This is a genomic window from Pseudomonas sp. FSO-7, from assembly GCF_059579345.1.
On sequence record NZ_CM184193.1, the window covers coordinates 5,315,083 to 5,329,619 of the forward strand.

9 protein-coding genes are annotated in these 14,537 nt (G+C 64.7%); 5 read left to right on the forward strand and 4 right to left on the reverse strand.

The window, feature by feature from the left end:
- The first annotated feature begins 14 nt into the window (after positions 1 to 14).
- The 4 genes from nagA to nagE are packed head-to-tail and all read left to right on the forward strand — an operon-like array spanning position 15 to position 6,441.
- Entirely contained in the window at positions 15 to 1,121 is a 1,107-nt protein-coding gene (nagA, locus tag AC515T_RS23185) for an N-acetylglucosamine-6-phosphate deacetylase (RefSeq protein ID WP_496530172.1), read from the forward strand.
- On the forward strand, positions 1,102 to 2,124 hold the full coding sequence (locus tag AC515T_RS23190) for an SIS domain-containing protein (RefSeq protein WP_496530173.1): 1,023 nt from the start codon (positions 1,102 to 1,104) through the stop codon (positions 2,122 to 2,124). Before nagA ends, AC515T_RS23190 begins: the two co-directional genes overlap by 20 nt.
- Before the next feature lie 54 nt (positions 2,125 to 2,178).
- A complete protein-coding gene (ptsP, locus tag AC515T_RS23195) occupies positions 2,179 to 4,692 on the forward strand; it encodes a phosphoenolpyruvate--protein phosphotransferase (protein WP_496530174.1) in 2,514 nt (837 codons plus the stop codon).
- 33 nt (positions 4,693 to 4,725) lie between these two features.
- Entirely contained in the window at positions 4,726 to 6,441 is a 1,716-nt protein-coding gene (gene nagE, locus AC515T_RS23200) for an N-acetylglucosamine-specific PTS transporter subunit IIBC (protein ID WP_496530175.1), read from the forward strand.
- Positions 6,442 to 6,776: 335 nt separating this feature from the next.
- On the opposite strand, the gene AC515T_RS23205 is transcribed toward nagE, so the two are convergent.
- A complete protein-coding gene (locus AC515T_RS23205; RefSeq protein ID WP_496530176.1) occupies positions 6,777 to 7,088 on the reverse strand; it encodes an NGG1p interacting factor NIF3 in 312 nt (103 codons plus the stop codon).
- 4 nt (positions 7,089 to 7,092) lie between these two features.
- Positions 7,093 to 10,989, reverse strand: coding sequence for a phosphoribosylformylglycinamidine synthase (gene purL / locus AC515T_RS23210; RefSeq protein ID WP_496530177.1), 3,897 nt, complete (start codon positions 10,987 to 10,989; stop codon positions 7,093 to 7,095).
- 288 nt (positions 10,990 to 11,277) lie between these two features.
- Between purL and mltF the strand changes: the two genes are divergently transcribed.
- Complete coding sequence (gene mltF / locus AC515T_RS23215; protein ID WP_496530178.1) at positions 11,278 to 12,738, forward strand: membrane-bound lytic murein transglycosylase MltF; 1,461 nt, start codon at positions 11,278 to 11,280, stop codon at positions 12,736 to 12,738.
- Between the two features lie 188 nt (positions 12,739 to 12,926).
- On the opposite strand, the gene pdxJ is transcribed toward mltF, so the two are convergent.
- A complete protein-coding gene (gene pdxJ, locus AC515T_RS23220; RefSeq protein ID WP_496530179.1) occupies positions 12,927 to 13,670 on the reverse strand; it encodes a pyridoxine 5'-phosphate synthase in 744 nt (247 codons plus the stop codon).
- Between the two features lie 49 nt (positions 13,671 to 13,719).
- On the reverse strand, positions 13,720 to 14,409 hold the full coding sequence (recO, locus tag AC515T_RS23225; protein ID WP_496530180.1) for a DNA repair protein RecO: 690 nt from the start codon (positions 14,407 to 14,409) through the stop codon (positions 13,720 to 13,722).
- Positions 14,410 to 14,537 lie beyond the last annotated feature (128 nt).

Consider the following 14,537-nt stretch of genomic DNA (forward strand, 5'->3'; position numbering starts at 1 on the left):
ACCAGAGAATCCCAATGTCCGAAGACAACATCCTCACCGCCAACGGCTGGATACGCGGCCGCCTGGTCCATGAACACGGCAAGGTCGTGTCCATCGAAGGCCAGCCCTGCGACCCAACGAGCAACGACCTGCCCTACCTGCTGCCCGGCTTCATCGACCTGCATGTGCACGGCGGTGGCGGCATGGACATCATGCAAGGCGCGCCGGCGTTCGAAACCATCGCCCGTACCCACGTGCGCTTCGGCACCACGGCGCTGCTCGCCACCACCATGACCGCGCCGAGCGAAGAAATCGCCAACGTGCTCAAGGCCCTCGGTGAGTTTTGCGAACAGCGGCCCAGCGGCAGCGCACGCGTGCTGGGGGTGCATTTGGAAGGCCCCTATATCAACCCCGGCAAACTCGGCGCCCAACCGAATTTCGCCCACACCGCGCTGATGGCCGAGGTCGAGTCCTACCTGGCCCTGGCGCCGATCCGGGTAATCACCATCGCACCGGAAATCGCCGGGCACGACGCTTTGATCCGCGCCCTCAGCGCCCGGGGCGTGCGCATGCAGATCGGCCATACCCTGGGCAGTTACGAAGAAGGCGTCGCCGCGCTGGCCGCCGGGGCCAGCAGTTTCACCCATTTGTACAACGCCATGAGTCCGCTGCATCACCGCGAACCGGGCATCGTCGGTGCGGCGCTGGCCCATGCGCAATATGCCGAGCTGATCCCAGATCTGCTGCACGTGCACCCCGGGGCCATGCGCGTAGCCTTGCGCTCGATCCCGTGCCTGTATTGCGTCACCGACTCCACCGCCGCCGCCGGCATGCCCGACGGCGAGTACAAGCTGGGCAGCCACACCGTGACCAAATGCCTGGGCGGTGTACGGCTGGCCGATGGCACGCTGGCCGGCAGCACCCTGACCATGGACCAGGCCCTGCGCAACCTGGTGAAAATCGGCCTGCCCCTCGACGAAGCCTCGCAACGCCTGTCGCAATTCCCCGCCGACTACCTCGGCCTGCCCGAGCGCGGACGCCTGCAACCCGGCGCCTGGGCCGACTGTGTGCGCCTTGACCGAGCCCTGAACCTGATCGACGTGATGGTCGAAGGAGAAGCCATTGACTTCCAAAATGCTTGAAGAGGCCTTGAGCTCGTGCGACGCCGTCGAGCGCCAATTGCAGCGATTGGACCCGGCCCTGCAGGAAATTGCCGGGCGCCTGCGCCGTCAGCCGCCGCAAGTGGCGATGACCGTGGCCCGTGGCAGCTCCGACCACGCCGCCAGCTACTTTGCCTACCTGACCATGCAACAACTGGGTTTGCCGGTGGCCTCATTGCCGATGTCGGTGGTGACCATGCAGCAGGCGCCACTCAAGGTCAGCGGCCAGGTGGCGTTCGCATTCTCCCAATCCGGGCAGAGCCCGGACCTGGTCAACAGCCTGCGTCTGTTGCGCAAGCGCGGCGCGTTGAGCGTGGCGATGGTCAACGCAGAGGATTCTCCGCTGGAGGCGGCGTGTGAATTCAGCGTGCCCTTGTGCGCTGGCATCGAAAGCAGTGTCGCCGCCACCAAGAGTTTCATCGCCACCCTCAGCGCCAGCGCGCGCCTGGTGGCCCACTGGAAAGACGACGCCGAGTTGCTCGACGCCGGCACCGCGCTGCCCGAAGGCCTGCGCGATGCCGCGAGCCAGGATTGGAACGCCGCCGTCGACGCCCTGCGTGACTGTCAGCGCTTGATGGTCATCGGCCGTGGCGCCGGGTTCGCCATCGCCCAGGAAGCGGCGCTCAAATTCAAGGAGACCTCGGCGATCCAGGCCGAAGCCTTCAGCAGCGCCGAGGTCCGCCACGGGCCGATGGCGTTGATCGACGAGCACTACCCGCTGCTGGTGTTCGCCCCGCGAGGCGCCGAGCAGGCCGGTGTGTTGAGCCTGGCCGCCGACATGCGCCAGCGCGGCGCCCGGGTGCTGCTGGCCGCGCCCGATGACATCGCCGAGCGCGACCTGACGCTGACCCGCGCCGAACACCCGGCCCTGGACCCGATCCTGGCGATCCAGAGTTTTTACCGGATGGCCGCCAGCCTGGCCGAAGCCCGAGGCCTGGACCCGGACCAGCCACGGCACTTGAGCAAGGTCACCCGGACCCACTGAACCGACGGCTTTCTTTTAATAGAAGGCCAATGAGATTTCGAAGAGAGCGAGCCCATGTCCAACAACAATAAAGAGCTGACCCTCAGCGCCCCGCTCAGCGGGCCGGTGCTCACCCTCGCCAACGTCCCGGACGCGGTGTTCGCCAGTGGCGCCATGGGCGACGGGATCGCCATCGATCCGCTGAACGACACCCTCTACGCCCCCTGTGACGGCGAAGTGATCCACGTCGCTCGCACCGGCCACGCCGTGACCCTGCGAGCCGACAACGGCGCCGAACTGCTGCTGCACCTGGGGCTGGACACCGTCGAGTTGCAGGGCGACGGGTTTTCCATGCTGGTCAAGGAAGGCGCGCGGGTCAGCAACGGCCAGGCGCTGCTGCGTTATGACCTGGACAGCGTGGCGCAGCGCTGCAAAAGCCTGGTCAGCCTGCTGATCATCACCAATGGCGAGCACTTCCTGGCTCGGCCCATTACCCTCAAAGGGGTCAAGGTCGGCGAGCCGTTGCTGCACATTGTCACCAAGACACCGGGTGAAGCACGCGACGATGAGCCGGACGTCGGCATCGAAGTGTTCGGTCAGATCCGTATCGCCCATCGAGGCGGCCTGCATGCGCGGCCGGCTGCCTTGGTTCGCCAGACCGCCCAAGGCTTCAAGAGTCGCTCGCACCTGCACTTCAACGGCCGATCAGCGTCCTGCGACAGTGTGATGGGCATGATGGGCCTGGCGATCACCGAACAGGCCGAAGTGCACGTCAGTTGCCGTGGCAGCGATGCCGAAGCGGCGTTGCAAGCGCTGCTGACCACCCTGTCCACCGCCCTGGCCGAAGAAGCCCACGCCGAGGCGCCGCCGGTCAAGGTCCCCAGCCGCACCGCCGAAGACGGTGTGCTGCACGGCGTATGCGCCGCGCCCGGCCTGGTCAGCGGACCGCTGGTTCGCCTGGACGGCATTCAGTTGCCCGAGGATGGCGAGGGCCACGACGTCGCCGAACAGCGGCAACGGCTGCGCGATGCCTTGGCACACGTCAGTCGCGAGATCCAGTTGACCCTGGAAAACGCCAAGGCCCGGCGCCACATCGATGAGCAAGCGATCTTCAGTGCCCACCTGGCGTTGCTGGAAGATCCGGTCCTGCTGGACGCCGCTGACCTGTCGATCGAGCAAGGTTGCGCTGCGCCCCACGCCTGGAGCCGCTCCATCGACGTGCAGTGCCAAGTGCTGCGGCAACTGCAAAGCACGTTGCTGGCCGAGCGCGCCAATGATTTGCACGACTTGCGCCAGCGGGTCTTGCGGGTGTTGCTCGGTGAAGCCTGGCAATTCGACGTACCGGCGGGCGCCATTGTCGTCGCGCAGGAACTGACCCCATCGGACCTGTTGCAACTCAGTGCCCAAGGCGTGGTCGGTGTGTGCATGGCCGAGGGCGGCGCGACGTCCCACGTAGCGATCCTCGCCCGTGGCAAAGGCCTGCCCTGCCTGGTGGCGTTGGGCGAGGCAGTGCTTGCACTGGCGCCAGGCCAATCGGTGGTGCTGGACGCTGACGGTGGCCGCCTCGAACTCACGCCAACCGCCGAGCGCCTGGCGCAGGTGCAACAAGCACAGAGCCGACGCGCAGCCCTGCGCGCCGAGCAACAGACCCTCGCCCACACACCGGCGCGAACTGTCGACGGAGTGGATGTTGAAGTCGCCGCCAACGTCGCCTCCAGCACCGAAGCCGGCCTGGCCTTCGCCAACGGTGCCGATGGCGTTGGCTTGTTGCGCACCGAATTTCTCTTCGTCGACCGCCTCACCGCCCCTGATGAAGAAGAGCAACGCCTGGCCTATCAGGCCGTGCTCGATGCCATGAGCGACAGGCCGGTGATCATCCGCACCATCGACGTCGGCGGCGACAAACAACTGGACTACCTGCCGCTGCCGGCCGAAGCCAACCCGGTGCTCGGCCTGCGGGGCATTCGCCTGGCCCAGGTGCGCCCGGAACTGCTGGATCAGCAATTGCGGGCCCTGCTGCAAACCCAACCCCTGCATCGCTGCCGGATTTTGTTGCCGATGGTCACCGAGGTCGACGAACTGCTGCACATCCGCCAGCGTCTCGATGCCTTGGGCGCCGAACTCGGCCTGGACGAACGCCCGCAACTGGGGGTGATGATCGAAGTACCGGCTGCCGCCTTGCTGGCCGAACAACTGGCCGAGCACGCGGACTTCCTGTCCATCGGCACCAACGACCTTTCCCAGTACACCCTCGCCATGGACCGCGACCACGCCGGTCTCGCCGCCCGGGTCGATGCCCTGCACCCGGCGCTGTTGCGGCTGATCGCCCAGACCTGCGCCGGCGCGGCGAAGCACGGGCGCTGGGTCGGGGTATGCGGGGCCCTGGCCTCCGATCCCCTGGCGACGCCAGTACTGGTGGGCCTGGGGGTGCGCGAGCTGTCGGTCAGCCCGCCGCAGATCGGCGAGATCAAGGCGCGCGTGCGCCAGCTCGACACCGTCAAGTGCGCGTGCCTGAGCGCCGAATTGCTGAACCTGGCCAGTGCCGCCGCCGTGCGCCAGGCCTGTCATCAACATTGGCCCCTGGGCTGAGCCCCGTCGGACAACAATAAAAGGAGAGACGCCATGTACCAGCATTTCATCGAAGGCCTGCAACGCCTGGGCCGGGCGCTGATGCTGCCCATCGCGATCCTGCCGATCGCCGGCCTGCTGCTGCGCCTGGGTGACACGGACCTGTTGAATATCGCGATCATCCACGATGCCGGCGAAGCGATTTTCGCCAACCTGCCGATGATCTTCGCCATCGGCATTTCTGTGGGTTTCGCCCGGGACAACAACGGCACGGCGGGGCTGGCCGGGGCCATCGGCTACCTGGTCATGATCGCGACGCTGAAGGTGCTCGACGCGACCATCAACATGGGTATGCTCGCCGGGATCATCAGCGGCCTGTTGGCCGGTGCGCTGTACAACCGCTTCAAGGACATCAAGCTGCCGGAGTACCTGGCGTTCTTTGGCGGCCGGCGCTTCGTGCCGATTGTCACCGGTTTCAGCGCCGTGGGCCTGGGCCTGGTGTTCGGCCTGATCTGGCCGCCGATCCAGCACGGCATCAACAGCTTCGGCGAGCTACTGATGGCCAGCGGCAGTTTCGGCGCGTTCGTCTTCGGTGTATTCAATCGGTTGCTGATCGTCACGGGGCTGCACCACATCCTCAACAACATGGCCTGGTTCATCTTCGGCAGCTTTACCGACCCGACCACCGGTGCAGTGCTGACCGGGGACCTGACCCGTTATTTCGCCGGCGACCCCAAGGGCGGCCAGTTCATGACCGGCATGTTCCCGGTGATGCTCTTCGGCCTGCCCGCCGCGTGCCTGGCGATGTACCGCAACGCCCTGCCCCAGCGCCGCAAGGTCATGGGCGGGATTCTGCTGTCCATGGCGTTGACCTCGTTTCTGACCGGTGTCACCGAACCGATCGAATTCGCCTTCATGTTTCTCGCTCCGCTGTTGTACCTGGTCCATGCGCTGCTCACCGGCCTGTCGATGGCGGTGACCAATCTGCTGGGCATTCACCTGGGCTTTACCTTCTCCGGGGGCTTTATCGACATGGTCCTGGGTTGGGGCAAATCCACCAACGGCTGGTTGGTCGTCCCGGTGGGCCTGGCCTACGCGGCGATCTATTACCTGGTGTTCGACTTCTGCATCCGCCGCTTCGACCTGAAAACGCCGGGGCGTGAAGAGGTGCCGGCGAGCGACAAACCGGCCATCGCCGAAAACCAGCGCGCCGCGGCCTACATCCAGGCCTTGGGCGGCGCTGACAACCTGATCACCCTCGGCGCCTGCACCACGCGCCTGCGACTGGACCTGGTGGATCGCAACAAGGCATCCGACGCCCAGCTCAAGGCCCTTGGCGCCATGGCCGTGGTCCGCCCCGGCAATGGCGGCAGCCTGCAAGTGGTGGTGGGGCCGATGGCCGACAGCATTGCCGATGAAATCCGCTTGGCGTTGCCCTCTTCCGAACGGCCCGTCAGCACGCCCGTGGCCGCCGTGGCTGAGGCGACCTTATCGACTGTCGTCTCCGAGGCCGAAGCGCAACAATGGCTCGCCGCCCTGGGCGGTGGCGGGAATGTGGTGCAGCTCGATTGCGTGGCGATGAGCCGTTTGCGCGTGCAATTGGCCGATGGCAAGGGGTTGTCGGAAAGCCAGCTCAAGGCGCTTGGCTGCCAGGGGGTCAGCTCGCTGGAGGATGGTGTGTGGCACTTGTTGCTGGGGGAGAAAGCGCCGGTGTTGTGGCGGGCGTTGGAGGCGGTGGTGCCGAGTCGTAAGGCGGATGTCAAAGCCTGAGTTTTCGTTGCCTGACAGTCCGCTATCGCGAGCAAGCTCGCTCCCACAGGGTCTGGTGTCGTCACAAGTTCGGTGAACAACACCCATCCACTGTGGGAGCGAGCTTGCTCGCGATGAGGCCGGCACAAGCAACATCAAACATCTGATACACACCATCCCCGTGGCGAGGGAGCTTGCTCCCGCTCGGTTGCGCAGCAGCCGCCAAAAAGCTTGGGGCCGCTGCGCAGCCCAGCGGGAGCAAGCTCCCTCGCCACAAGGGTTCGTGTACACAGAATCGCGGGCAATAAAAAACCCGCTTAATCGATCAGCGGGTTTTTCATTCAGGCGCCAGGGGATCAGAAATCCTCCAACCGCCACACTTCATACGCCGGTGTCTCGTAGGGATGGCTGTGTTTCAACGCCGCCACCACCGCACGAATCAACTCGTCAGCAACGACAAGCTCTACCTTCCATTCCTCGACCTGCTCGACCTGCCCCGCCTCGCCAATGAACGGCTGGCTGCCGTCCAAGGGGCGAAACTGGCCCAGGCCCAGCACTTGCCAGACGCAGTGGTCATAGTCGCCGATCCGCCCGCCACCGGCGGCGAATACGGCGCTTTTGACCTCGTCCACATGGCTGGCCGGGACGAAAAAGCAGAGCTTGTACACCGTCTTAGTTCACCCAGACGCGCGCATTGCGGAACATGCGCATCCAGGGCGCGTCTTCGTTCCAGTCGTCCGAACGCCACGAGTTCTGCACCGCGCGGAACACTCGCTCCGGGTGCGGCATCATGATCGTGACGCGGCCGTCGCGGCTGGTCAGGCCGGTGATCCCGCGCGGCGAACCGTTCGGGTTGGCCGGGTAGGTTTCGGTGACCTTGCCGTGGTTGTCGACGAAACGCAGCGACACGCAACCGGACAGGTCGGCTTCGAGCAGGGCTTCTTCACTTTCGAATTCCGCGTGGCCTTCACCGTGGGCGATGGCGATTGGCATGCGCGAACCGGCCATGCCCTGCAGGAAGATCGAGTTCGACTCCTGCACCTGGACCATCGCCACGCGCGCTTCGAACTGCTCGGAACGGTTACGCACGAAGTGTGGCCAGAACTCGCTGCCCGGGATCAGCTCGTGCAGGTTGGACATCATCTGGCAACCGTTGCACACGCCGAGGGTGAAGCTGTCGGTGCGCTCGAAGAAACCTTGGAACGCATCACGGGCACGGCTGTTGAACAGCGCCGACTTGGCCCAGCCTTCACCGGCACCCAGCACATCGCCGTAGGAGAAGCCGCCACAGGCGACCATACCCTTGAAGTCGTTCAGGTCGACACGACCGGCGAGGATGTCGCTCATGTGCACGTCGATCGCGTTGAAACCGGCGCGGTCGAACGCTGCCGCCATCTCCACCTGACCGTTGACGCCCTGCTCACGCAGGACCGCCACTTGTGGGCGAATGCCTTTCTTGATGTAGGGCGCGGCCACGTCGTGGTTGACGTCGTAGCTGAGCTTGGCGCTCAGGCCCGGGTTGTCTTCTTCCAGCAGCGCGTCGAACTCCTGCTCGGCGCACTCGGCGTTGTCGCGCAGGCGCTGGATCTGGTAGCTGGTTTCCGCCCACTGGCGCTGCAACAGGCGGCGCTGGCCTTCGAAGACGGTGTCGCCGTTGAAGGTGATGTTGATGTGGGCGTTGTTGATCGGCTGGCCGATCACCGAGACGCAATCGGCCAGGCCCGCGGCGCTGAACTGGGCGAGGATGTCCGGGGTGGCGTCCTGGCGAACCTGGATCACCGCGCCCAACTCTTCGTTGAACAGGATGGCCGGGATTTCAGCTTTGGACTCGGCAACGCTGTCGAGGGTCAGGCTCAGGCCGCAGTGACCGGCAAAGGCCATTTCCACCACGGTGGTCAGCAAACCGCCGTCGGAACGGTCGTGGTAGGCCAGCAGGTGACCGTCGGCGTTGAGGCCCTGGATCACGGCGAAGAACGCCTTCAGGTCTTCGGCATCGTCGACATCCGGCGCTTGCGAGCCGAGCTTGCCATGCACCTGGGCCAGGATCGAGGCGCCCATACGGTTCTGGCCACGGCCCAGGTCGATCAGGATCAGGTCAGTGGTGCCCTTGTCCATGCGCAGTTGCGGGGTCAGGGTCTGGCGGATGTCGGTGACCGGGGCGAAACCGGTCACGATCAGCGACAGCGGCGAGGTCACGCTCTTGTCCACGCCTTCGTCGTTCCAGCGCGTGGCCATGGACATGGAGTCCTTGCCCACCGGAATGGTGATGCCCAGCTCAGGGCACAGCTCCATGCCGACAGCCTTGACGGTGTCGTACAGGCGGGCGTCTTCACCCGGGTGGCCGGCGGCGGACATCCAGTTGGCCGACAGTTTGATGTCGGAGATCTTGCCGATGCGCGAAGCCGCGATGTTGGTCAGGGTCTCGCCAATCGCCATGCGGCCCGAGGCCGGGGCGTCCAGCAGCGCCAGCGGCGTGCGCTCGCCCATCGCCATGGCTTCGCCGGTGTAGACATCGAAGCTGGTAGCGGTCACGGCCACGTCGGCCACCGGCACCTGCCATGGGCCGACCATCTGGTCACGGGCCACGAGGCCGGTGATGGTGCGGTCGCCAATGGTAATCAGGAAGCTCTTGCTTGCCACGGCCGGGTGGTGCAGGACGCGCTCGATGGAATCAGCAACGTCGAGCGTCGACGGGTCGAAATCATCGCCCAGCTCGGCTTCGCGAACGGCCGAACGGTGCATGCGCGGGGCCTTGCCCAGCAGCACTTCCAGCGGCATGTCCACCGGGCTGTTGCCGAAGTGGCTGTCGGTGACGGTCAGTTGCGGCTCGGCGGTGGCTTCACCCACTACCGCGAACGGGCAGCGTTCGCGCTCGCAAATGGCCTGGAAGCGTTCGAAGTCAGCCGGGCCGACCGCCAGGACGTAACGTTCCTGGGATTCGTTGCTCCAGATTTCGTGCGGGGCCATGCCCGGTTCGTCGTTCGGAATGTTGCGCAGTTCGAAGCGACCACCACGGCCACCGTCGTTGACCAGTTCCGGGAAGGCGTTGGACAGGCCGCCCGCGCCGACGTCGTGGATGAAGCTGATGGGGTTGTGTTCACCCAACTGCCAGCAACGGTCGATGACTTCCTGGCAACGGCGCTCCATTTCCGGGTTTTCCCGCTGGACCGAAGCGAAGTCCAGGTCGGCCGAGCTGGTGCCGGTGGCCATGGAGGAAGCCGCGCCGCCGCCCAGGCCGATCAGCATGGCCGGGCCGCCGAGGACGATCAGCTTGGAGCCGACCAGGATCTCGCCTTTCTGCACGTGTTCGGCGCGGATGTTGCCCATGCCGCCGGCGAGCATGATCGGCTTGTGGTAACCACGGACTTCTTCACCACGGGGGGTGGTGATGGACTGTTCGAAGGTACGGAAGTAACCGGTCAGGGCCGGACGGCCGAATTCGTTGTTGAACGCCGCGCCGCCCAGGGGACCTTCGATCATGATGTCGAGGGCGTTGACGATGCGCTCAGGCTTGCCGTACGGCTTTTCCCACGGCTGTTCGAAGCCAGGGATCTGCAGGTTCGACACGGTGAAACCGGTCAGGCCGGCCTTGGGCTTGGCACCGCGCCCAGTGGCGCCTTCGTCGCGGATCTCGCCACCGGAACCGGTGGACGCGCCCGGGAACGGGGCAATGGCGGTCGGGTGGTTGTGGGTCTCGACCTTCATCAGGATGTGCACCGGCTCCTGGACCGCACCGTACTGGCGGGTCTCAGGGTTCGGGTAGAAACGCCCGGCGACGTTGCCGACGATCACCGCAGCGTTGTCCTTGTAGGCCGACAACACACCTTCGTTGTGCATCTGATAGGTGTTCTTGATCATGCCGAACAGGCTTTTTTCCTGGCTCTGGCCGTCAATGTCCCAACTGGCGTTGAAGATCTTGTGGCGGCAGTGCTCGGAGTTGGCCTGGGCGAACATCATCAGTTCGATGTCGTGGGGGTTACGCTTCAAGCCCTGGAAGGCGTTGACCAGGTAATCGATCTCGTCTTCGGCCAGGGCCAGGCCCAGTTCGGCGTTGGCTTTTTCCAGCGCGGCACGGCCGCCGCCCAGTACGTCGATGGCGGTCAGTGGCTTGGGTTCGGCGTGGCTGAACAGACCGGCGGCCTGTTCCAGGTTGCCCAGCACGACTTGGGTCATGCGGTCATGCAGGCCTTCGGCGATCAACTGGGCCTCGGCCTCGCTGAACTCACCGGCCACATAAAAGGCAATGCCGCGCTCCAGGCGCTGGATTTTCGCCAGGCCGCAGTTGCGGGCGATGTCGCTGGCCTTGCTCGACCACGGCGAAATGGTGCCGAAACGTGGCAGCACCAGGAACAGGCGACCGGCCGGCTCCTGGACAGGAACACTGGGGCCGTACTTCAGAAGGCGCGCGAGCACCTGCTGTTCGTCGCCGGTCAAACCGCCGGTGACTTCGGCGAAGTGAGCGAATTCAGCATACAAGCCACTGACAGCCGGAACCTTCTGGCTCAGTTGCTCAAGGAGTTTGCTGTGGCGAAAGGCAGAAAGGGCAGGAGCGCCGCGCAGGATCAACATCTTCGGGACAGCCTCGGGAAGGGGGTGTGCTTTGAGGCCGTGCATTCTAGCCTAAACCGCCGGCAACGGCACCCGAAACGGCACGCGCGGTGCTGGCCGAATGTCGGTCTTTGCGCATACGGCGGTATTGCCCCCCCGTGCCAAGGTTGGCGCAGAGATATTTTTCAGCGGCGCAAAGCCCGCCACACCCCGGCCAGCCGGTGTCGCGGACATGTTTTGCAACCGCTAGCAGACTGGCCTTTTGCTGTCGAGATATGGCGGTAGGGGCCGTTTGCGTATACTGCGCAGATGTTTTCCCCAACGGCTTTGCGTCCGCGATATGCCAAATGGCTGATCGCAACCGGACTCTTCCTGGTGCTCGGTGGCTGTGTTGAGAAACCCAACACACTGGAGCGCGTAAAGGAGGATGGCGTGCTGCGGGTGATTACCCGAAACAGCCCCGCCACCTACTTCCAGGATCGCAATGGTGAAACCGGCTTCGAATACGAGCTGGTGAAGCGCTTCGCCGACGATTTGGGCGTGGAGCTGAAGATCGAGACCGCCGACAACCTCGACGAGCTGTTCAGCCAGGTCGGCAAACCCAACGGTCCGGTATTGGCGGCCGCGGGCCTGGTCAGCAGCGAACAGCGCAATAAGCAGGTGCGGTTCTCCCGCGCCTACCTGGAAGTCACCCCGCAGGTCATCTACCGCAACGGCCAGTCACGCCCCACCGACGCGGCCGCCCTGGCAGGCAAGAAGATCATGGTGCTCAAGGGCAGCACCCACGCCGAACAGCTGGCACAGCTCAAGCAGCAGTATCCGGGCATCGAATACGAGGAATCCGACGCCGTCGAGGTTGTCGACCTGCTGCGCATGGTGGATGAGGGCCAGATCGACCTGACGCTGGTGGACTCCAACGAAGTGGCGATGAACCAGGTGTACTTCCCCAACGTGCGCGTGGCGTTCGACCTGGGCGATGCCCGCAGCCAGAGCTGGGCGGTGGCCCCCGGGGAGGACAACAGCCTGCTCAACGAAATCAACAGCTACTTGGAGAAGGTGCAGAAAAACGGCACCCTGCAGCGGCTAAAAGACCGTTATTACGGGCACGTTGACGTCCTTGGCTACATGGGCGCCACCACGTTCGCCCAACACTTGCAGCAACGACTGCCCAAATACGAACAACATTTCAAGGCCTACGCCAAGAAAGAGAAAGTCGACTGGCGCCTGCTGGCCGCGATCGGCTACCAGGAATCGCTGTGGCAACCGACGGTCACGTCCAAGACCGGCGTGCGCGGCCTGATGATGCTGACCCAGAACACCGCCCAGGCCATGGGCGTGTCCAACCGCCTGGATCCGAAGCAAAGCATCATGGGCGGTGCCAAGTACCTGGCCTACATGAAGGACCAACTGGACGACAGCATCGAGGAGCCCGACCGCACCTGGTTCGCCCTCGCCGCCTATAACGTCGGCAGCGGCCATCTGGACGACGCCCGCAAACTGGCGGCAAAGGAAGGGCTCAACCCGAACAAGTGGCTGGATGTGAAGAAAATCCTCCCGCGCCTGTCCCAGAAGCAGTGGTACAGCAAGACCCGCTACGGCTACGCCCGAGGCGGCGAACCCGTGCATTTCGTGGCGAACATCCGTCGCTACTACGACATCCTGACCTGGGTGACGCAGCCACAGCTCGAAGGCGACCAAGTGGCCGAGGGCAACCTGCATGTGCCGGGTGTCGACAAGAGCAAGCCGAGCCAGGAAACCCCGCAGCTATAGCAGCTGCCCTTCCCCACAGCTTTGCCTGGACTATCCACAAATTTTATATCCACCCAAGATCCCCTGTGGGAGCGAGCTTGCTCGCGATAGCGGTCTGTCAGTCAACATCCATGTTGAATATCAGGCCCTCATCGCGAGCAAGCTCGCTCCCACAGTTTTGATTGGGAGGCTCACACGTTTTGTGGGGCTCAGGATCTGCCGGCAGCCAGGATCAGCGCCTTCATTTCCGCCACAGCCGACTTGAACCCGACGAACAACGCATGGGCCACCAGCGCGTGGCCGATGTTCAGCTCGTTGATACCCTTGATGGCCGCAACGGCTTCGACGTTGTGGTAGTGCAGGCCATGGCCGGCATTGACGATCAAGCCTTGGGCCAGGCCAAAGGCGACGCCATCGGCGACCCGCTGCAGCTCGTCGGCCACGTCCGTGGGGGTTTCGGCATCGGCGTAGCGGCCGGTATGCAGTTCGATGGCCGGGGCGCCGACCCGCTTGGACGCTTCGATCTGCCGTTCGTCGGCATCGATGAACAGCGACACCTCGGCACCGATCTTCGACAGACGCTCCACCGCCAGGCTGATCCGAGCCTCCTGCCCCGCAACGTCGAGGCCGCCTTCGGTGGTCAGTTCCTGGCGCGTTTCCGGCACCAGACAGATGTGCGCCGGGCGAATGAGCTCGGCGAACGCCATCATTTCTTCGGTCACGCCCATTTCGAAGTTCATGCGGGTTTGCAGCACGTCCTTGAGCAGCAGCACGTCGCGCTCCTGGATGTGGCGACGGTCTTCACGCAGGTGCACGGTGATGCCGTCGGCCCCCGCTTCTTCCGCGTCCAGCGCGGCCTTGACCGGATCCGGGTAACGCGTACCGCGGGCCTGGCGCAGGGTGGCGACATGGTCGATGTTCACGCCGAGAAGAATGCGATTGCTGGTGCTCACGAAAAGGCTCCTGAATGGACGAATAGTCGGCCCACAGCATACGGGTTGATCAGGGCTTGCGAAACAGCTCGCGACTGACCAGCGGCCGACCGCCCAGGTGCACGGCCAGGGCCTGGCGCATCAGGCGCTTGGCTGCCGACAAGGCACCCGGCGCACGCCAGTCGGCCTCGGCCATGGCCAAAAGCTCTGCACCGTTGAACAGCCCCGGCTGCAGCAGATAGACCCGCTCCAGTCCGGCATCCACTTGCAAACGGTAGAGGCCGTCGGCGGCGATGGGCTCGCCGTGCAGATCCGTGTTCAGGGCGAAGCCATAGCCCAGGTCATCCAGCAGCCGCCATTCGAACGAACGCAGCAGCGGCTCCAGCGCACGGCCTTCGGCCAGGGCCAGCAGCGTGGCGGCGTAGTGGTCGAAGACGGCCGGGTGGGGATCTTCGGCGGGCAGCAGGCGGATCAGCAGTTCATTGAGGTACAAGCCGCTGAACAACGCCTCGCCGTTGAGCCAGGCAGCGACGCCGTTGCTTTCCATACGCCCGACGTTCTTCAACTCGCCCCGCCCGCGAAATTCGACTTCCAGCGGCACGAACGGCCGCGCCAGCGTCCCCGCCTTGCCCCGCGCCCCACGCAACACTGCCCGCAGCCGCCCTTGGGGCGTGAGGAAGTCCACCAGGGCGCTGCTTTCGCGGTAGGCGCGCGAATGCAGGACGTAGGCGGGTTGGGCGATGGGTGGGGTGGGGGACATCAGGGGCCTGAGTATCGACAAGACATCAATGGTTGAAGAAATCCTGTGGCGAGGGAGCTTGCTCCCGCTCGGCTGCGCAGCAGTCGTAAAACCAGGCCATGCGGTGTGTTTGACTAGATGGGATCACG

What these genes read in the sequence shown, in the direction of transcription:
- nagA (WP_496530172.1), top strand. Translation starts at nt 15, where the DNA reads ATGTCCGAAGACAACATCCTCACCGCCAACGGCTGGATACGCGGCCGC.
- ptsP (WP_496530174.1), top strand. Translation starts at nt 2,179, where the DNA reads ATGTCCAACAACAATAAAGAGCTGACCCTCAGCGCCCCGCTCAGCGGG.
- nagE (WP_496530175.1), top strand. Translation starts at nt 4,726, where the DNA reads ATGTACCAGCATTTCATCGAAGGCCTGCAACGCCTGGGCCGGGCGCTG.
- purL (WP_496530177.1), bottom strand. Translation starts at nt 10,989, where the DNA reads ATGTTGATCCTGCGCGGCGCTCCTGCCCTTTCTGCCTTTCGCCACAGC.
- mltF (WP_496530178.1), top strand. Translation starts at nt 11,278, where the DNA reads ATGTTTTCCCCAACGGCTTTGCGTCCGCGATATGCCAAATGGCTGATC.
- recO (WP_496530180.1), bottom strand. Translation starts at nt 14,409, where the DNA reads ATGTCCCCCACCCCACCCATCGCCCAACCCGCCTACGTCCTGCATTCG.